Genomic DNA, 20994 nt, shown 5'->3' on the forward strand with positions numbered 1-20994 from the left:
GTTGTGTCACTCACTTGTACAATATCTTTTCATGGCAACTGCAGTTTCAGGGCATAACAGCCTTGTATTACAATAACATCTTAATCTTTCAAATTTTTAGATTCACGCAATAATCAATAATATTGCACCGAATTTTAAACCTGTTGCACAGTTCAATACCAGGACTGATTTATATCCTTGCTAAAAATCATTTACCAGAAAGCACAAAAATTTTATGAAAAAAACGCTGTTGATCCTTTCCCTTCTAACCCTCACAGTTATTACATCAAACGCCCAATACAGTAACAAAACCAGGGTAATGGTTGTAGGAGAAGGTGGCATAAACCTTTCTACGTTTTACCAGGCAGCAAGTACGGAAAGAACACTTAGTTTAGGAAATGTAACAAGACCAACAATTGGACTGTATGTTAAAACAAAATATCCTACGCTTATCGGTTTTGATGCCGGCGTATCACTTTCTCAGCAGGGCACCAATACAAAAGATTCTCTGTCTGCTTACGGTGTTTTTGGTGATTCTGCTATTTCCAAGGCCATATTAAACTATGCGTATGTATATGGAGATGCGCTATATTATTTTGAACTGCAGGGCGATAACAGTGTACATGCCGGCGCAGGTTTATATGCAGGCTATGCTATGAACGGAGATCGCGTATTTGGTTCAGATAAAGAAAAACTGCAGATCGATAATTTTAAAAGAGTAGATTTTGGTTTTCAGCTCAAGATTGCGTTTAATATCAAAGAATTTATTTCACTGGGCGCTCAGTACAGGATTGCCTTTCTGCCAATTCTTACATCATTTGACCGGTCGGGCAATACAAACAATCTAAGGAATTCAGTTCTTGCACTTACCGCAGGTATAAGGTTGTTTGAGTTGAAAAAATAAGTAGCTTAAATAATTATAAGAAAGAGGCCGCATTGCGGCCTCTTTCTTATTTGGTATAATTTCTTTCCCCAAAAAGCAGGCTGCCTATGCGTACCATGTTACTTCCGTTTTCTACGGCAAGTTGATAATCGCCGCTCATACCCATTGATAAAACCCCGAGGTTGAAAGCAGTTTTGTACAGATCAAAAAGTGTCTTGAGATGGATGAACTCTTTAGTTACCTGGTTAGCATCGTTTGTAAACGAGGCCATACCCATAAAACCTTTTATGGCAACATTTGAAAGATTGTCGTTTTTGTAGTTGCGTAACAGTTCATCGAGTTCGGCTTCGTTTAAACCAAATTTTGTTTCTTCTTCTGCAATGTGTATTTGTAAAAGGCATTGAATGGTTCGGTTATTTTTCATTGCCTGTTTGTTTATTTCCACCAGTAGTTTGTAACTGTCCACACCGTGTATAAGGTATACGAACGGCGCAATATATTTCACTTTATTGCTTTGCAAGTGGCCAATAAAATGCCAGTGAATATCCGGAGGTAAGGCTAGCTGTTTGTCTGCAAGTTCCTGCACGTAATTTTCTCCAAAATGGCGCTGGCCCAAATTATACAGTTCTTCAATATCGGTGGCAGGTTTGGTTTTGCTTACCGCTACCAGTGTTACGTTTTTAGCTGCCAGTTCTGTGGTTAATGAATGAAATGCTGCTGCATTAACTGCCATGCTTACTTTTTTGTGTAAAGATAAAGCCGGTACAGGGCATATGACGTATTATCACAGCTATCATGTAAATATTATAAGCATACAACGTGGAACAGGAACATGCAGTGTAAAGTGCAGCATGGTTGGCCCTTGCCGGGAAAAGAACCGAACGATGCAGTGAGTGACACAACAGGCGATGCCACATGAACTACAGCCGGTAACCAAAATTTCCTTTACCGTATTTGCTTTACATAAGATACGAACGCATGTTTATATCCATCTTTTGCTATTTGGTAATAAGCCAGTAAATTCGCAGCCGCTACGTCATAGATTATGACCTGCAATTTTTCTGACAACAAAAATTATCAACAGATATGGCATACGACGTAATTGTTATCGGTAGTGGCCCGGGTGGCTACCCTGCCGCTATACGTGCTTCTCAGTTAGGATTTTCAGTAGCAATCATCGAAAAGGAAAGCCTTGGTGGTATTTGTCTTAACTGGGGTTGTATTCCTACCAAAGCGCTTTTAAAAAGTGCACAGGTGTATGAATACCTGAAACACAGTAAAGATTATGGCATTATTGCGGGTGAGGCGCAGGCAGACTTTGGTGGTGTTATAAAGCGTAGCCGTGGTGTAGCAGATAAGATGAGTAAAGGCGTTCAGTTCCTGATGAAGAAGAATAAGATTGAAGTGATAATGGGTTATGGTAAGGTGAAAGGAAAAGGACAGGTGGAAGTAACAGCAGCAGATGGCAGTAAAAAAACAGTAGAAGGTAAATACATCATCCTGGCAACGGGTGGCCGCAGCCGCGAATTGCCTAACCTGAAACAGGATGGTAAAAAGGTTATTGGTTACCGTGAGGCGATGGTATTGCCGGAGCAGCCCAAGCGCATGATTATCGTAGGCAGCGGGGCAATAGGAATTGAATTTGGTTACTTCTACAACAGTCTTGGCACAAAGGTTACCGTTGTTGAATTTATGCCAAGGATAGTACCTGTGGAAGATGAAGATATCTCCAAAGAACTGGAGAAACAGCTTAAGAAACAAGGTATGGAAATAATGACCAGTGCTTCAGTTGAAAGTGTAGACAGCAGTGGTGAAGGCGTAAAGGCATTGGTAAAAAAACAGGATGGCAGCACAGTAATGCTGGAAGCAGATATTGTATTAAGTGCAGTGGGTGTAGTGGCTAATGTTGAGAACCTTGGCCTGGAAGAAAGTGGCATTAAAGTAGATAAGGGAAGAATTGTAACGGATAAATTCATGCAGACAAATGTGCAGGGTATTTTTGCCATTGGTGATTGTACACCAAACCAGGCACTGGCGCATAAAGCAAGTAAAGAAGGTATTCTTGCGGCTGAATATATTGGTTATATGGAAAAGAAATTCCATCACCAGCCGGAACCGATGGATTACAGCAATATACCGGGATGTACCTATTGCAGTCCTGAAATAGCAAGTGTTGGATTCTCTGAGAAAGCGGCCAAAGAAGCCGGCTATGAAATTAAAGTTGGCAAGTTCCCCTTCATGGCGAGCGGTAAGGCAAGTGCAGCCGGTGCAACTGAAGGTTTTGTAAAGGTAATTTACGATGCGAAATATGGTGAGTTTCTGGGTTGCCATATGATTGGCAGTAACGTTACAGAGATGATAGCTGAAGCTGTTGTTGCACGTAAACTAGAAACCACCGCGCATGAAATTTTGAATGCAGTGCATCCGCATCCGACGATGAGTGAAGGTTTGAAAGAGGCTACAGCAGTGGCTTATGGAGAGGCTATAGACATTTAGTATCATTCCTGTACGCAGACATTCTTAACCGGAAATACATGAACTAATAATAGGTTGACATATAGTTACCAGGCTATAAGTCAACCTATTTTGCTTTTTTACGTTTATTAAATCATATCAAACGTTTACACATGAGAAAAAATCTAACCGTAGTTTCCTGCCTGCTGCTGGCAACAGGCGTATTTGCCCAAACAGAAAAAAAACCTTCGTCGATTGGCTTTAGTGTTGCCGGAACTGATTTTATTGCTGCCAATGATATAAAGAACACTTCAATAAGTGATGCTAAAATTGGTGGATTCAGCAAACTTAATGCTGGCTTTGCGGCTCATTACTGGAAAGGATTAACTAAAAACATCGACCTTTCAGTTACATACACCGGAAGTTTTCTTAATCGATTGCCACAAACTTTTCCTGACCAGGTGGCGGACTATTTTCAATCTTTGGGTGCTTCATTTAACATCAAAATGTTTCATGACAAAGCTGTCATAAACCCTTTTTTAACGGCTGGTATTGAAGGATACAATTACGCGTCAAAATTTGGAGCGCAATCACCTTTTGGAGTTGGTTTACAAATAAGTCCGTTTCAGGGGAATACCTTTCTCCTGGCTCAGGCGCAATATAAACTCGCTTACAGTGATAATAAAGTGAATCATTTGTTTTATTCTTTCGGTGTACTTGCTCCGCTTACGGAGCCCAAAGCGAAAGTATTGCCTCCTCCTCCACCGCCACCACCTGCTGATACAGACATGGATGGTGTTATTGATGCTGATGACAAATGCCCCACTGTTGTTGGTTTAGCCAAATACCAGGGCTGTCCTATTCCCGACACAGATAAAGACGGCATTAACGATGAGCAGGATAAATGTCCTACTGTTGCCGGGCTTGCTAAATATGACGGTTGCCCCATTCCTGATACCGACAAAGATGGTGTAAATGATGAAGAGGACAAGTGCCCTACTGTTGCGGGATTTCCGAGATACCAGGGTTGCCCGATACCAGATACTGATGGTGATGGCGTGAATGATGAAAATGACAGGTGCCCTACAGAAGCAGGCCCTGCTGATAATAACGGTTGTCCACGCCTTGAGCAGTTCAACTTTAACGCGAAAAACGTACAGTTTGCTACAGGTAAAGCAATTCTTACAAAAGGTGCAGTAACGGAACTTGATAAACTGGTGAAGATATTAAACGAACATCCTACATTGAAGTTGTCAATTGACGGTTATACTGATAACACGGGTAAACCAGCAACCAATCTTACACTTTCTCAAAAGAGAGCAGACGCTGTAAAAACATACCTCGTTAAGAAGGGAATTTCAACAGACATATTAACTGCAGCGGGTCATGGAATTGACAACCCGATAGCAGACAATAAAACTGCCGCAGGCCGGGCATTGAACAGAAGAGTTGAATTTAGTGTGGCTCAGTAACAACATACTTTTATGATTATAAAGCCCCGGAATTTTTCCGGGGCTTTTTTATTTATACGATGGGAAAAGTGATTGCGCAGACAGCTAAGTATGCCGGCATTTTCGAGATGACCGTGCAACGCATATGCGCAACCCTGTGTCATGGAATGCTGAGTTACGTACAAAAGTACAAGAGTGCGACGCAACGATGCCTAACCAGGGATAAGTTGCCGGGTACCCAAAAAAGTGTAGTTGCCATTTAAGAACTTTAATTATGTCGCCACTTTTTGAACACTCATCTATTTTCTTTACTGATTTAATTCAAAAACCATTAGTTTTCAATATTTAATCGCCAAATTAACGATACTGCTTATGGGTTTTCCATCTGTCGGCCGCTACCTTAAGATGCTGTTGTTTTGTTCAATTCCAATAGTTGTATTTTCCCAGCAAGACCAGGAAGACAGCATTGCTCTTGAAAATGCAAGGCTTTATATAACCCGCCTGCATAACAGCTATATCGATAAAGAAAGTGGTCTTTATAACGGAAGGCAATATGTTGTGTATGCCCATACAATTAGTGAAGGCACGCCCTTTCTTATTGCTTCGAATGAAATGGATAATGGCAGCATTGAATATGATGGCATATTGTATGAAAATGTGCCTTTACGTTATGATATTTTGAAAAACATGATTGTTACAAGAGTACCTGCTACAAACTATCTTGTTCAGCTCAACAATGAAAAAACAACAGCTTTCAGCATTGAAAACCGCCATTTTAAAAAACTGGAAAAGGACACGGCCTATAACACTCTAAAAGCTGGATTCTACGAAATTTTGTACGATGGGAAATGCAAAGCTTACAAGAAACAGTTAAAGACACTGGGCGAAGACTTATCAGGCAGTAAACTGAGAACTTTCATTATTGATGCTACCGATTATTACCTGCAAAAAGGTAACCGGTATATCGTCATCAACAACCGGAAAGCACTGCTTGCTGCATTCAGAGATAAGAAAAAAGACATTCAGTCTTTCCTCAAAAAAAACAAGCTGAATTTCAGGGACGACAAAGATGGCGTACTTGCAAAGACTGCGGCTTACTATGATCAGCTATCAACAACCCATACAAACTAATGCAAGTGAAAATTTACACCATCATTTTGATCAGCTTTTTGTTTTGTTGTAGTCAACTGCGGGCACAGCAGACTGGTGGGCCTGTAATTTCCGGTGATTTCAAAGGTCTTACTATTGATACATTTCTTATTACCATAGAAAAGCAATCTGGTTATAAATTTTATTATGATACTGCCTGGTTTGATTCAACCAGAATCAGTCTTTCAGTAAAAAACGAGCCCTTACAAGCGGTGCTTACTGCGGCCTTTAAAGACATTGGCCTGGTGTACACAATTGACCATGATAAAAATGTTTTTGTAAGTAAGGGCATAACTGTTCAAACTGATTTACCGGAGTCTTTTTTTGCGGTTGTTACAAACCCGCAAGATTCGTCCGCTCAAACATCAGCAAAGGATATTGAGGAGCCGGAAGAGAAGGTGCAGGTTGCCAAACAGGATAACAAGCTTTATGTAATTGGCCAGAAAAACGTTAATACAGGTGAAGAAAGAGTGACTGTTACCGGATACATCAGAGATGCAAAGTCGGGAGAACCTGTTATCGGCGCATCGGTTTATATCCAAAACCCCACCATTGGTGTATCAACAGATCAATATGGTTATTTTACCATTCAGCTACCTAAAGGCAAGCATACGTTATTCGTTCAAAGTATTGGCATGACCGACACTAAGCGCCAGTTACTTGTACAGGGAGAAGGTAAAATAAACATAGACATGGCAGGCACTGTGATGACGTTGAAACGGGTGATCGTTTCAGCCGAAAAAGCTAGCAATATCCGTAGCCTGCAGATGGGTTCGCAAAAGATTGATATCAAAACAATCAAGCAGGTGCCGGTAGTTTTTGGAGAAGCTGATGTACTAAGGGTTGCCCTTACCATGCCGGGTGTAAAGTCTGTCGGGGAAGCCAGTACCGGCCTGAATGTACGCGGTGGCTCCGCAGATCAGAACCTCATTTTATTCAATGACGCAACCATTTATAATCCGGCTCACTTTTTCGGTATGTTTTCCGCCTTCAATCCCGAAGTAGTAAAAGACGTAGAGCTCTTTAAAAGCAGTATTCCGGCAAGGTATGGCGGAAGATTATCATCTGTGGTAAACATCAACAGCCGCGAGGGGAATAAAAAGAATATCACCGGTTCTGCAGGTATTGGCTTACTAACAAGCAGGATAAACATTGAAGGACCGTTGGTAAAAGATAAATCTTCTTTCATTCTTGGAGGTAGAACCACATACGCCAACTGGTTGTTAAAACTATTACCATCAGCGTACGAAAACAGCAAGGCATCGTTCTATGATCTTAACTTGAACATCACCCACGAGATCAACAAAAAGAACTACATCTATCTTACCGGTTATATGAGCAGTGACCGGTTCAATCTTAACAGCGATACATTTTACACGTACGGTAACAAAAATGTTTCTTTAAAATGGAAGCACATTTTCAGCAACAAAGTCTATAGCCTTGTAACTGCTGGTTACGATAATTATGCATACAAGATTTCGAGCGAAAAAAATCCTGTTAACGCATATTCACTGGGCTTTGATATCAACCAGGCATATTTCAAGGCACACGTTAATTATTTTATTAATAGTAAACATACTGTTGAGTTTGGCATTAACAGCCTCTTCTATAAATTACATTCCGGTACTTACCAGCCCATAGGCAAAGAATCGTTGGTAGTGCCTGTAGAAATGCAGGCAGAGCAGGCACTTGAATCTGCACTATATTTTAGCGATAAATACAATATCAACAATAAGCTTTCTATTGAAAGTGGCATCCGGTACTCTGTGTATAATTTCTTCGGGCCTTACACGGTTAATAACTATCCGGACGGCGTTCCTAAAACAGAAGACAACATTATTGGCACAACAACTTACGACAAAGGCAAAATTGTAAAAACATACCACGGGCCAGAGCTGAGAATTGGCGCAAGGTATATACTTAATCAAACGCTGTCCATAAAGGCGGGTTACAACAGCCAGCGGCAATACATACACATGTTGTCAAATACTGCGGCCATGGCACCTACTGATATCTGGAAGCTGAGTGATCCTAACATTAAACCTCAGTATGGCGACCAGGTGTCTGTGGGCATTTATAAAAACCTCAAGAATAATACCATCGAGATATCAGGAGAGATCTATTATAAACGTATCAAGGATTATCTCGATTATAAAAGTGGAGCAGTGTTGGTGCTTAATCCGCACATAGAAACCGACGTTTTGAAAACAAAAGGCAAAGCATACGGCGCTGAATTATTGATCAAGAAGTTAACAGGTAAATTCAATGGTTGGGTTAGCTATACATACAGCCGCATTTTACTAACGGCAGATAATCCTGAAACTGGCGATTTTATCAATAATGGGGATCCCTATCCTGCCAACTACGACAAGCCGCATGACGTTACGTTCATCGGGAACTATCGGTTCTCACATCGCTTTAGTATTTCACTTAATGCAACCTATAGTACAGGCAGGCCAATAACGTTACCCATAGGCAGATTCTATTACGCAGATGGCGAGCGTACATTGTATGCAAACCGCAACGGACACAGGATACCGGATTATTTTCGTACAGATTTTTCTATGAATATAGAAGGCAACCACAAAGTGCACCAGAAAACACATAATTCATGGACGGTGGGTGTATACAACTTAACGGGCAGAAAAAATCCATACTCAGTTTACTATGTTTCAGAAAACGGGGCGGTAAACGGTTATAAGCTGTCCATTTTTGGAAGCGCCATACCATATGTAAATTTCAATATCAGGTTTTAGTAGAAAATATTTATGAACCAAACTTTTAGTCATAATGGCATCGCCTGTTGCGTCGCACACTTGTACTGCAAAGCAAAGCCGGGCAACGATGACCTTTTGCTAAAGTCATTATAACAAAAACAGCATGAGACCAGCCAGACTTATACTTTTCGTTCTCTTTGCAGGCATCTTGTTTTGTGCGTGCAAAGAAGTTTACGAACCCAATCTTCAATCACCACAAACAGGTTATCTTGTTGTAGATGGTTTTATCAATTCAGCCAGTGGCGGCACATCAACAATAACACTTACGAGAACCACAAAACTGGTAGATACAGTCAGCGTTTTGTACGAGCACGGTGCAAGCGTAGTTATAGAAGGAGAAAATGGCGAAAGCTATTATCTTACACCAGGTATCAATGGCACGTATACATCAGATCCGCTTACATTGAATACTGCTGTTAATTACAGGGTGCACATCAATACGGCAGACGGTAAGGAATATACATCAGCCTACACACCTGTAAAAGCCACACCCGTTATAGATAGCATTAGCTGGGAGCAAACAGGTGAAGGCGTAACAACTCATATCAACACGCATGATGCCACCGGAAATGTAAAGTACTACCGCTGGACATATGCAGAAACATGGCAGATCAGGTCTGCTTATTACAGTACACTTAAATACACTGTTGACCCGCTCACATCTTTAAATGTTGGCGTAGAGTATCGCAATGCCGGGCTGCCAGATTTAACTATTTGGGATTGCTGGCAATCTTACACTGCCAAAAATATCATGCTGGGTACAACAGAAAAACTAAGCTCTGATATAATTTATTTACCATTAACGCATATAGAACCCGAATCAATCAAGTTAAGTGTTTTATATAGCGTGGAACTAAAACAATATGCGTTGAGTAAAGGCGCGTACAATTTTTACGAGCAACTTCGAAAAAATACTGAACAATTGGGCTCTATATTTGATGCGCAACCGTCAGAGTTAATTGGTAATATACAGTGTATTACAGATCCAGGAGAAATCGTAATCGGATATGTAGACGTAACCACAGAGAGCACCAAGAGAATTTTTATCAGTAATCGTGATGTAGATAAATGGGGCTATTCACAAGGCTGCAGTAATATAAAAATAGACAATAACGCTGACAGCATAGCAAAATATGGTAACGGGCTTATTCCTACAGTTCCTAATCAACTTGGACCCTTCAATTCCATCATAGATTTTTACGCGGCTGATCCTTATTGTGTCGATTGCACTTTACGGGGCACTAATCAAAGACCGTCCTTCTGGCCATAAATCATTTTAAAACTTACAAGCTAAAAGATCACCGGCATGTATTTCAGTAACACCTGTGTTTGTTTTCTTACACGTGCATTGTTTGCAGTTTTTATTTTCACAATTGCTTCAACCAGCATCTCTGCTCAGCAGGGTACCAGTAATATCAGGCTGGTATTTAACCAATACAAAGCGCGTACAATCACCGAAAAAATATATGCACATACAGATAAAAACTATTACCTGGCGGGCGAAATACTATGGTTTAAACTGTATAACACCGATGGCGTTTTTCACAGGCCGCTTGCAATGAGCAAAGTTGCCTACGTTGAATTACTCGATAGTGCAAATAAGCCCGTGCTACAGGCAAAAATTGGTTTAAAAGATGGCGAAGGCGATGGCTCGCTGTTTCTGCCGGTTAATATTTCATCAGGCAACTACCTGCTGAGAGTCTACACAAGCTGGATGAAAAACTTCGATCCGGTATATTACTTCCGGAAAAAAATAACCGTAGTCAATGTGCAGAAAAATAACAGTACGGCTTCGCCAAACACCCCTTTTCAAACCGATATACAATTCTTTCCGGAAGGCGGTGACCTTATCAATGGATTGAAAAATCACGTAGCGTTTAAAGCCACAACACCTATTGGTAAAGGCGTCGCCTTCACTGGCTACCTGTTAGATAATACCGATACCATTTTGCAGTTCAATCCTGTACATGCAGGTATGGGCAGCTTCAGCTTTACGCCTCAAACCGGTCACACCTACCAGGCTGTTATAAAAAACGACAGTGTAATCACAGTCAAATCGCTGCCACTGGTTTACAACAATGGATATAATATGCTGGTCACCGGTAACGGTAATATGTGGAATGTGCAGGTACAGTGTAATGTAACTGCAATAAAAGCAATAACGTTAATGGCTACAACAGGCGGTGCCGTAAAGTTTACAGCCACCGCGGCGCTGCAAAACAATATAGCAGCTTTTTCTATCAGCAAAGCTGTTTTGGGCGATGGTATTTCACAACTAACTGCTTTGAATGACCAGGGCAAAGCAGTATCAGAAAGACTGGTCTTTAAAAAACCAGCAACATTGTTGTCAATAGCTGCAACGGCCAGTGAGGCCAGCTATCGGGAAAGACAAAAAGTAAGCATTGATGTAGGCCTGAACAACGCCGATACAGCAAGCCTTTCCATGGCTGTTTACAGGATCGACTCTCTTCAAACGCCTGAGACTGCTGCGATAGAGCACTACCTGCTCCTGTCTTCCGAGCTCAGGGGGTTTATTGAAGACCCTGCTTACTATTTCAACGCTGCCGGCAACGAGGCTGATGAAGCATTGGATAACCTGTTGTTGACACAAGGGTGGCGCAGGTTTAAATGGAATGAAATACTGGGCAGTCAGCAACCGCCTGTTTCCTTCATCCCGGAAACGAATGGGCACATTGTACGGGGGAAAGTCATCAACACCATGACCGGGCAGCCTGCGCAGTTAATAGAAACATACGCATCTGTGCCTGGGTCTATGACGCAGTTTAAAAGTTGTATCAGCGATACGGGCGGCACTGTTAAATACGAGTTCCCCAATTTTTACGGGGGTTCATCACTGGTCGCAATGCCTAATACAATGACGGACACCATCAATAAAATTGAATTGGAAGACCCCTTCAGCAATGCATATACAACTACAGGCCTCCCTGCTTTCGAACGGCCGGTAAGCTTTCCCAACACTGTGCTTGCGCAACACATTAGCATGCAGGTACAGAATATTTATACCGCAGAAAAACAACAGCAGTTTTATTTGCCACATTATGTAGATACTGCCGCATTTTATGTAACGCCCGAGTTAAAGTATGCCCTTGATGATTACACACGTTTCACATCTATGGAAGAAGTTTTGCGTGAATACGTGGCGATGGTAAACGTAACACGAAGGGGCGGCAGGGTGTACCTGCCTGTGATTAATACACCCGAAAATGTTTTTTTTCAAACAGACCCGCTCGTTCTCATTGATGGTGTACCATTGTTCAACTTAAATAAACTGCTGGAATTTGATCCGCTTAAAGTAAGAAACCTTGATGTTGTTACCAGGCGTTACATTTACGGCACTTCGGTATTTGAAGGCATACTCAACTATAAAACCTATAGCCCTGCATTATCAAACTACGATTTTACTACAAACGTAAACGTGGCTGCATACGAAGGGCTTCAACTGGAAAGGGAATTTTACACACCCGTATACAATACTGCAGAAGCGGTTGCAAGCCACCTGCCCGATTTCAGGAATGTATTGCAATGGAAACCAGATATACACCTCAACAATAAAACAAAAACAACCTTAGAACTCTATACATCAGACCTGCCCGGTAAGTATGTTGTAGTTATCCAGGGGCTTTCGGCCAACGGTTTGTTTGGCAGCAAGATCCTTTCTTTTGATGTTGTAAAATAAAAGCCCGTTCATTTTATTGAACAGGCTTTACGGTTGGTTGGTTAATATTCTTATGTACCCGGCTGTATTGCTGCTATCAGGCTTTTGTTGCGTCGCACACTTGTACTGCAGATCATAGCTCAGCTTCAGCTTCCGGTTCGCAACGTCCCTGCTCACCATAGTTCCGTACGTACAAGTGAGTGACACAACAGGCGATGCCATACGTACTGCTGCCGGCTACCTTATACTACTCCGTAATTTTAAAAGCTATGGCATATTTACCCGCAATCTTATTTGCCGGTAATGCTAATATGGTATTGCCATCTGCCAGGGTAATATTCAGTTTTGTCTTAGGTGCATCCAGGCAAACAATCTTACTCTTTTTTGTAAGTGTTAATCCTTTTAATGTTATGGTTTCAGGCACTATAACGTCTTCGGTTTTGCTATCGCTCAGCAGGTATACATATTTACTTTTACCATCGTTAGATTGCAGGTACACAATATTGCCATCCTCATAAGGCGCAAGCGGTTTAGTGCCGTAGACTGCTTCGCCGTGCACTTTCATCCATCCGCCTATTTCTTTCAGGCGTGTATAGGCCGTATCGCTGTAATCGCCCATTGGCGATGGTCCTATATTCAGCAACAGGTTGCCACCACGGGAAATAATGCGCACCAGCATATGTACAATGGTGTTGGTAGATTTATAATTGTCGTTGGGTACATAGCTCCACGAATCACCCATCGTTATGCAACTTTCCCACGGGTAAGGCAGCGGTTCATTTGGTATTGTTTGTTCCGGTGTTACATAATTTTCAAACTCACCACTTACTGTTCGGTCAACCACCATTAAACCCGGCTGATGTGTACGTGCCATACCGGCAATGCGTGCCATGTCTATATCCTGGTCGTCTTTAATGCCGCGCTGCCATTCTACGGTTGTGTCTACAGAAGAGAGTGGCCTTACCCAGCCACCATCCAGCCATAGCACATCCACTTTTCCATAACCAGTCATCAGCTCCTGTATCTGGTTGTAGGTATAATTCTTAAATGCCTCCCACTTCTGCGGGTATTTTTTGGGATCGTAATTAACGTTCCTGTCTTTTGGTGGAAAGTATGGCCACCAATAATCGGGGCTATGCCAGTCCGGTTTGGAAAAATAAGCACCCGTCATAAAACCTTCTTTGCGAAATGCATCAAATACTTCTTTGGTCACATTACTTTTTGCATTGGCAGAAAAGGGTGTTTTGGATGATGTTATTTTATAGTCTGTCTGCTTGGTATCAAACATGCAGAAACCATCATGGTGTTTGGTGGTAAACACCACATATTTCATACCTGCGTCTTTTGCGGCGGCAGCCCATTTATCGGGATTAAAGTTTACCGGGTTAAACGTGGTCTGCAGGTTTTCGTAGGCCTGCACATATCCGTTGTAGGTTGCTGCATAAGGGCCGCGGCGCTGTGTCCACCCCTCATCTTCTGGGCAAATGCTCCAGCTCTCCACAACACCCCACTGGCTGTAAGTGCCCCAGTGCATAAAAAGCCCAAACTTAAGATCCTGCCACTGGGCTATTTTTTGCTGCACCAATGTATCTGCAGGCTTTACATAGCTGTTATTAAAATTATGCTGCTGCGCAAATGCGGTAATTGTGCATGGTGCAAGCAAGGCAGAAAGCAGGTATCTCCTTTTCATATTAAGTGGTGGTTATAAGTTTTTGCCAGGTTATCTTAATGTGTTCATGCGTTATGGTAATTGATCCAGTTTAAACCGTAACAATTCTATTGCTTCTTTTTGCCGCGATACGATGATGTACATGTACCCGTCATTGATCATGGTGTGCGGGTAGCCATATTGTCCACCTTTCCACAAACCCTCTTTCTTTAACTGGTACAGTTCGTCTGCAATAATGTAGTGCTCATTAAATATCTTTCCATCAGCAGAAAGCGACAATACCAAAGGGTTACGGTCGTAGTGATGGAGCGTGTCAGGAATACCCACATAATAAAACCTGCCGTCAGGCAATTTACCAAAATGAAACTTGCTGTCGTTGTCAGGAAAACGTTGTTCTGAAGGTCTGCTCCATGTTGTGCCATCATCTTTACTTTCTGTAAGCCATAATCTTCCATGCCAGCCTTTTCCCGTTACACGCATCAGCATATAAATGGTATTGTCCGTTGCCTGGAAAAAAGCGCCCTCGCACAATGGTGGAAAACCGCTTTGCTCAGCAGGTGCATAAAACGTAGCCGGATTATCTTCTGTATACATAGAAGTGTCATAGAAACTGCTCATCTTCCAGCCGCTTAAACCACGGTAATCGTCTGTATACGGAAATGTAAAATTACCGCTAATGATAAGCCTGCCTCCTGCTGTTGCCTGCGGACCATGATTGGGATTAACCGGTATATGCATGTCTGCCGGTTTGCTCCAATGCTCAAGGTCTGTTGTGTACACCGCCCATAAGTGTGTGTTGGTGCGGTGTGGCGTATACTCACCATAATATGCAACAAGCGTATCATGAAACACGTGAAAACCCGCCGCGGTTAAAACATTCGCCGTATCTGCGTTGTAGATGGATGGCAGTGCCAGAACCTTTACCGGAGACCAATGCACAAAGTCTGAAGATGTAGCATATACCACACGCTGCCCGGGCTTGTCTTCGTCTTTCATTCCATCGCTCCACATGGCAACCAATGTGTTATTGAATACAGTAACAGATGCATGATGGTTGTACAGCCATGCCGTATCAGGCGTATAAATCATGATGCGCTCTATCGCAAGTTTAGAAAGCCCTTCTGTCGAAACATAAGTGTGGCTAACCTGGCCAATGCAGGCAACACGTAAAAGAAAAACTATAATCAAGCATGGTATCAATCTGGTCATATAAGCGTAGTGTTGCAATGTACTTGCAATTCCGTTGCGGTCTTATTCCGATTTATACTATTACTGCTATATTCTTTGCACTGTAAAATTTGTTTCATTCTATAACACGCTGTTTGGCCGGTCTTTTTTTGTCTGGTGGCCGGCTTATGTATAAAAGGCATCATCGTTGCGTCGCACTCTTGTACTGCAAAGCGCTGCTCGGCACCTCCGGGCACATGCTACGCGCATTATCTGCAGGCTGTGCTTATTTGAACTTTTTCTTATCTATTATTTGCAAACCGGGGCATGATTATACGCCCAAATATTTATACACTTACATTGCATGTAAGAGTTAGTTACTCTTACAATTCAAAAAACAATGGTCATTTTCTTTTGGTGAAAATAACCCCTTGTCCGGCACAACCGTAATACAATCATATGCGTACACTCATGCTTTTTTTGTTGCTGTGTATTTACCAATCAGCTACTGCACAACAACCGTTGTACAAAGACTCAACTGCGCCGGTTGAAAAGCGGGTAGCAGATCTTTTGTCGCGGATGACCCCTGAAGAAAAATTCTGGCAATTGTTCATGATTCCCGGAGACCTGGATAATGCCACACCGGGTCAGTACAAAAATGGCATATTTGGTTTCCAGGTAAGTGCCGCCGGTAAGGGCGATGCAGGTGGGCAGTTGCTTAGTTATAATACCAGCGAAAACGCATTACTGTTAACACAGAAGATAAACAGTATTCAACGATACTTTGTAGCGCAAACGAGACTTGGTATCCCGATCATTGCATTTGATGAGGCTTTGCACGGGCTTGTAAGAGACGGCGCCACTGCTTTCCCGCAGTCTGTTGCGCTTGCCGCAACATGGGATACCGCTTTAATGCACAAAGTTGCAATGGCCATTGCCGTTGAAACAAAAGCAAGGGGTATAAGAGATATTCTTACCCCGGTTGTAAACATAGCCAGTGATGTGCGCTGGGGCCGTACAGAAGAGACTTACGGCGAAGACCCGTTTCTTACCAGCGAAATGGGTGTTGCATTTGTAAGCGCTTTCGAAAAAATGAATATCATCACCACGCCCAAACACTTTGTTGCCAATGTGGGCGATGGTGGCAGGGACAGTTACCCTGTTCACTGGAACGAACGCCTGCTTGATGAAATATACTTCGCTCCTTTTAAGGCCTGTATAGAAAGAGGTGGGTCGCGCTCTGTAATGAGTGCCTATAATTCGCTTGATGGTATAGCCGCATCATCGAATAAATGGCTGCTTACAGAAAAACTGAAGAACGAATGGGGTTTTAAAGGCTTTGTAATTTCTGATGCCAATGCAGTTGGTGGAGAAGTGGTATTGCATAACACAGCCAAAGATTACGCTGAGGCAGGTTTACATGCTATCAACGGTGGTCTTGATGTGATCTTTCAAACAGAGTATAAACACCACACGCTGTTTATAGATCCTTTTGTAAATGGCGGAATAGATGCGAAAAGAATCGACGATGCAGTGTCTCGTGTGCTGCGAGCTAAATTCGAACTCGGTCTTTTCGAACACTCTTATGTAGCCGAAGAAACGGTAAAAACACTGATGAAAGAAAAGCCACATAAAGCATTGGCAAAACAGGCTGCACTGGAATCGGCAGTACTGCTAAAAAACGAAAAGCAAATATTACCCTTACAAAAGAGCATTAAAACAATTGCTGTAATCGGTGAAGATGCAGCCGCCGCAAGACTGGGTGGCTATAGCGGTAATGGCAATGGTAAAGTAAGCATCCTCGATGGCATTAAGGCCATTGCGAAAAACAGCACAATACTTTATGCGCCCGGCGCAGGCGTTGAAAACCATGACTACAATGTGATCAGTAAAAAATATTTGTCGCATGCTAAGCAGCCAGGCCTGCAGGCTGCTTATTTTAACAACATTACGTTTAGCGGAGAACCTGCAGTAAAAAGGATAGACGAGCAGATAAACTTTAGCTGGACGTTGTTTCCACCAGACCCAAAACTTGATGTGGATTTTTATGCCGCAAGATGGACAGGGCAGTTAACGGCGCCTGCAACGGGCACTTTTAAAATCGGCCTGGAAGGTAATGATGGCTATCGCTTGTACATCAACGATAAAATGCTGATCGATAACTGGCAAAAACAAACCTATACAACAAAGCTCGCAGACTTATCAATGGAGCAGGGAAAGCTATACAACCTCCGCGTGGAGTTCTATGAACCAAAAGGCAATGCACAGATAAAACTGGTCTGGAACGCTGATCTAAAGAATGACTGGAAAACAAAAATCCAAACCGCTGTGAACACTGCTAAACAGGCAGATGTAGCGATTATTGCTGCGGGTATTCACGAAGGCGAATTCCAGGACAGGGCAATGCTATCCTTACCCGGCCACCAGGAGGAACTCATCAATGCCGTTGCTGCTACAGGCAAACCGGTAGTAGTTGTACTGGTAGGTGGCAGCGCCATTACCATGAATAACTGGCTGCAAAACGTAAACAGTGTGCTGGATGTATGGTACCCCGGTGAAGAAGGTGGCCATGCAGTAGCCGCGATACTTTTTGGAGATTATAACCCGGCCGGAAGATTGCCTGTAACTTTTCCCGTTAGTGAAGCACAGTTGCCTCTCGTGTACAACCATAAACCAACCGGCCGGGGAGATGATTACTACAACCTGAGTGGCGAGCCGTTGTTTCCTTTTGGATTTGGCTTAAGTTATACCAGTTTTGGCTATAGCAATATGCGCCTAAGCAAAAACAACATCGGCAGCAAAGATTCCATAACTGTTACCTGTACAATAGAAAATACCGGTAAAACTCCCGGCGACGAAGTGGTGCAGCTTTATATACGCGACCTTCTTGCTTCGGTGGCAAGACCTGTAATGGAATTAAAAGGCTTCCGGCGTATGACGCTTAAACCGGGCGAAACAAAAGAGGTCAGCTTTTTAATTACGCCGGCTATGCTGAGCATGCTGAATAAAAACATGGAAACAGTGGTAGAGCCCGGAGACTTCAGGATCATGATCGGTGCATCGTCTCACGATCTGCGTTTGAAACAAACCTTAACCGTACAGGACTAAGCTTTTAGATACGAGATACGGTGCGGCAGCAATAATGCCAATGCCTGTTTATTTATTTTTTGCCTGTATATTTGGTATGAACCATAAAAAACAGGTCAACTAATTTTTATGTTACCCTTCTATTCAGGCAAAGAAAAAGCCATCCGTATTTTTCTTTTCGTTATCAGCTTTATTACTATTGTAGCTCAGTTCTGGCTTACTGTAACGGCCGCCGGCACAGAGCCAATGCTTACCAGGATTGTAAGGTTTTTTAGTTTCATGACCATTCTTACCAACATACTGGTGGCGCTTGCATACGTATTACCACTGGCAGCACCATCTTCCAAAGCAGGGAGATTTTTTGCTAAACCAAATACACAATCTGCTATACTTGTGTACATCATTGTGGTGTGCCTTGGCTATCATTTTTTACTGGCCAATGTATGGAAGCCGGAAGGTTTGCAATACTGGGTTGATAAATCGCTGCATTACCTGGTGCCATTTTTATATCTCTTGTTTTACCTGGTGTTTGTAGTAAAAGGTACACTTGCTTTCAATAATGTTTACAGGTGGCTTATATACCCAACTGTTTATCTTGTTTATGCCATGACACGCGGCGCCATAACGGGCGATTACCCCTATCCTTTTTTAAATCTGCACACACACGAAGCATCAAAGGTTTATGCGGTAATTGCGGTGCTGTTTGCTGTATATATTTCACTCTCTCTTATTGTTGTTGCGTTTGACAGGTTAATGGGTAAGCGGTCTGCGCTGGCACAAACAGCCCGGTAAAGCTGTTCTTTCGCTTTGGTCTTCGCGTTTGCTGAGTATTGCTTCAGGCGTACAAGAGTGCGACGCAACGGCAGCTCAATGCATGCACTGCCGCCTGGCCCCATCAATATTTACCACATAAAAAAACGTCCTGTTTTTTATGCAGAACGTTACAAACTTTTCAGAGAAGGTTGTTATTAAAATTCGTTGTTGAGTGCAAAAACGGGTTTCCTGTACATCCACTGACCGCCGGTAAAATCAGGAAAATCTACTGTTTCGTTACCGAGTTCCACTGACTGCTCGCTCAGCGGCGTAATGGCGCTCCATGCAGCTGCATCATACACATCCAGCGGTGTAGGCACTTTGCGTTTAATAGCTTCTACCAGCGCATGTATTACAAAGAAGTCCATACCGCCATGCCCTGCACCTTTTGTTTCTTTACTCCACCTTGCCCATAAAGGGTGGTCGTATTTTTCCAGCCATGGCTGCGCATCTTCCCACACATCTTCTTTGGCGGCCTTGCCTTCTATGTAAATGCTTTTGTTTACATCCATCCATATACCTTCTGTACCCTGCACACGAAAACCTAATGAGTATGGTCTTGGCAGGTTGGTATCGTGCTGCAATAAAATAGTTTCGCCATTGGCGCAGGTAATGTTTGTGGTAACCACATCGCCCAGTTTAAAATTCACCTTTGCATTCGGGTGGTTTTCACCGCCGTTCTTTACAACATAATTATGCAACCCTCTTGCCTTTGATGAAAAAGAACAAAGATTTACAAACCTGTTACCACGGTTGATATTGATGCATTGCGCCACAGGCCCTATACCATGGGTGGGGTAAAGGTCTCCGTTGCGCCGTACGGAATGTTCTGTTCTCCAGTGTGCTTCTGAAAAGGCTTTTTCGCCAAACTCCACACCGTGGCCATACATATGTACACCATCATTAAACTTTACGGCACGCAGATCGTGCTGGTAGCCGCCCTGCAGGTGTATAAGCTCGCCAAACAAACCCTGGCGTACCATATTAAGTATAGCCATTACATCTCTGCGGTAACAAACATTTTCCATCATCATTACATGCGCATTGTGCTGCTCTGCGGCCTTTACCACATCCCAGTGATCCTGCAGTGTTATACCAAGCACCACTTCTGTACCTACATATTTTACGCCTGCATCCAGCGCGCCGATGATCATTGGTTTATGCCACTCCCACGGTGTGGCAATGATAACACCATCTACAGGTACTTTTTCCAGCATCGTCTTCCATGCATAGCCATTGCCTGTAAAAACCTGCGGCATCTTTTTGCCACTTTTGCTAATGGTTTCTTTGGTGCTGTTCAGTGCACGTTCTTCAATATCGCAAATGGCCACCAGTTCTACATCTTCCCTGTTAAGCAGCAACTCCACATGGCCATGGCCTCTTGCGCCGGTACCAATAACCGCCATTTTCACTTTTGCATCTGCCTGTTGCCCGGCAAACATTGTATGGTTTGCCAGCATGGCGCCTGCAGTCATTAAGCCGGTATTTCTTACAAAATTCCTTCTGTTCATGTTGATTAATTTACAGTTTGGCAAGTTTAGGTGAAAGTAAAGAAATCATGCTTACCTGCTGTAATCAAACGGTTGCATGGTTTTAATTTTTTATGTGGTAGCCGGCAGCATTGCTACTATGATGCTTTGGTTGTGTCACTCACTTGTACGGCTGGTTTGCTATTCAGCATGGGCAAAGTGGCTAAGTATTTGCAGCATGGTTGATGCTGTAAAAAACCAAAAATTTTTACAGGGTTTTTTATGCTTTGCACGTAATAAACGGAGCGCAACATTTATTAACCACATTGCAAAAAACACATCGCTGCAGCCGCCATGAAAACTGAACCTTCAAGTGAGTGACACAACAGGCGATACCATAAAAAACTGCTGCCGGTAAAC

The 20994-nt window shown here is 42.8% G+C and carries 13 protein-coding genes; 9 read left to right on the top strand and 4 right to left on the bottom strand.

Features of this window, described 5'->3' with window-relative positions; translation table 11 throughout:
* Positions 1-214 precede the first annotated feature (214 nt).
* Positions 215-883 (top strand): outer membrane beta-barrel protein, encoded by a 669-nt coding sequence (locus tag I5907_RS16005; RefSeq protein ID WP_196991811.1) that lies wholly within the window; start codon positions 215-217, stop codon positions 881-883.
* Between the two features lie 46 nt (positions 884-929).
* On the opposite strand, the gene I5907_RS16010 is transcribed toward I5907_RS16005, so the two are convergent.
* On the bottom strand, positions 930-1595 hold the full coding sequence (locus I5907_RS16010) for a YggS family pyridoxal phosphate-dependent enzyme (RefSeq protein WP_196991812.1): 666 nt from the start codon (positions 1593-1595) through the stop codon (positions 930-932).
* Positions 1596-1948: 353 nt separating this feature from the next.
* On the opposite strand from I5907_RS16010, the gene lpdA reads away from it, so the two are divergent.
* From lpdA to I5907_RS16040, 6 genes are all read left to right on the top strand, one after another.
* Positions 1949-3358 carry a dihydrolipoyl dehydrogenase gene (gene lpdA / locus I5907_RS16015; protein WP_196991813.1) on the top strand — a complete coding sequence of 470 codons (1410 nt, stop codon included), beginning with the start codon at positions 1949-1951 and terminating at the stop codon, positions 3356-3358.
* A 131-nt stretch (positions 3359-3489) separates the two neighbouring features.
* Positions 3490-4788, top strand: a complete 1299-nt coding sequence (locus I5907_RS16020) for an OmpA family protein (protein ID WP_196991814.1) — start codon at positions 3490-3492, stop codon at positions 4786-4788.
* A 351-nt stretch (positions 4789-5139) separates the two neighbouring features.
* On the top strand, positions 5140-5898 hold the full coding sequence (locus I5907_RS16025; protein WP_196991815.1) for a hypothetical protein: 759 nt from the start codon (positions 5140-5142) through the stop codon (positions 5896-5898).
* Positions 5898-8672 (top strand): TonB-dependent receptor, encoded by a 2775-nt coding sequence (locus I5907_RS16030; protein WP_196991816.1) that lies wholly within the window; start codon positions 5898-5900, stop codon positions 8670-8672. Before I5907_RS16025 ends, I5907_RS16030 begins: the two co-directional genes overlap by 1 nt.
* Before the next feature lie 124 nt (positions 8673-8796).
* On the top strand, positions 8797-9963 hold the full coding sequence (locus I5907_RS16035; protein WP_196991817.1) for a DUF4249 domain-containing protein: 1167 nt from the start codon (positions 8797-8799) through the stop codon (positions 9961-9963).
* Between the two features lie 36 nt (positions 9964-9999).
* On the top strand, positions 10000-12390 hold the full coding sequence (locus I5907_RS16040) for a hypothetical protein (protein ID WP_196991818.1): 2391 nt from the start codon (positions 10000-10002) through the stop codon (positions 12388-12390).
* Between the two features lie 226 nt (positions 12391-12616).
* Here the strand turns inward: I5907_RS16040 and I5907_RS16045 are convergent, their stop codons facing one another.
* Together I5907_RS16045 and I5907_RS16050 are read right to left on the bottom strand one after the other, a co-directional pair.
* Positions 12617-14059 carry an alpha-L-fucosidase gene (locus I5907_RS16045; RefSeq protein ID WP_196991819.1) on the bottom strand — a complete coding sequence of 481 codons (1443 nt, stop codon included), beginning with the start codon at positions 14057-14059 and terminating at the stop codon, positions 12617-12619.
* A 51-nt stretch (positions 14060-14110) separates the two neighbouring features.
* Positions 14111-15247: an exo-alpha-sialidase gene (locus I5907_RS16050; RefSeq protein WP_196991820.1), complete on the bottom strand. Its 1137-nt coding sequence runs from the start codon at positions 15245-15247 to the stop codon at positions 14111-14113.
* A 417-nt stretch (positions 15248-15664) separates the two neighbouring features.
* Between I5907_RS16050 and I5907_RS16055 the strand changes: the two genes are divergently transcribed.
* Together I5907_RS16055 and I5907_RS16060 are read left to right on the top strand one after the other, a co-directional pair.
* A complete protein-coding gene (locus tag I5907_RS16055) occupies positions 15665-18313 on the top strand; it encodes a glycoside hydrolase family 3 C-terminal domain-containing protein (protein ID WP_196991821.1) in 2649 nt (882 codons plus the stop codon).
* A 108-nt stretch (positions 18314-18421) separates the two neighbouring features.
* Positions 18422-19084, top strand: a complete 663-nt coding sequence (locus I5907_RS16060) for a Pr6Pr family membrane protein (RefSeq protein WP_196991822.1) — start codon at positions 18422-18424, stop codon at positions 19082-19084.
* Positions 19085-19260: 176 nt separating this feature from the next.
* On the opposite strand, the gene I5907_RS16065 is transcribed toward I5907_RS16060, so the two are convergent.
* Positions 19261-20616 (bottom strand): Gfo/Idh/MocA family protein, encoded by a 1356-nt coding sequence (locus tag I5907_RS16065; RefSeq protein WP_196991823.1) that lies wholly within the window; start codon positions 20614-20616, stop codon positions 19261-19263.
* Positions 20617-20994 lie beyond the last annotated feature (378 nt).

The organism is Panacibacter microcysteis (assembly GCF_015831355.1).
Lineage (GTDB): Bacteria > Bacteroidota > Bacteroidia > Chitinophagales > Chitinophagaceae > Panacibacter > Panacibacter microcysteis.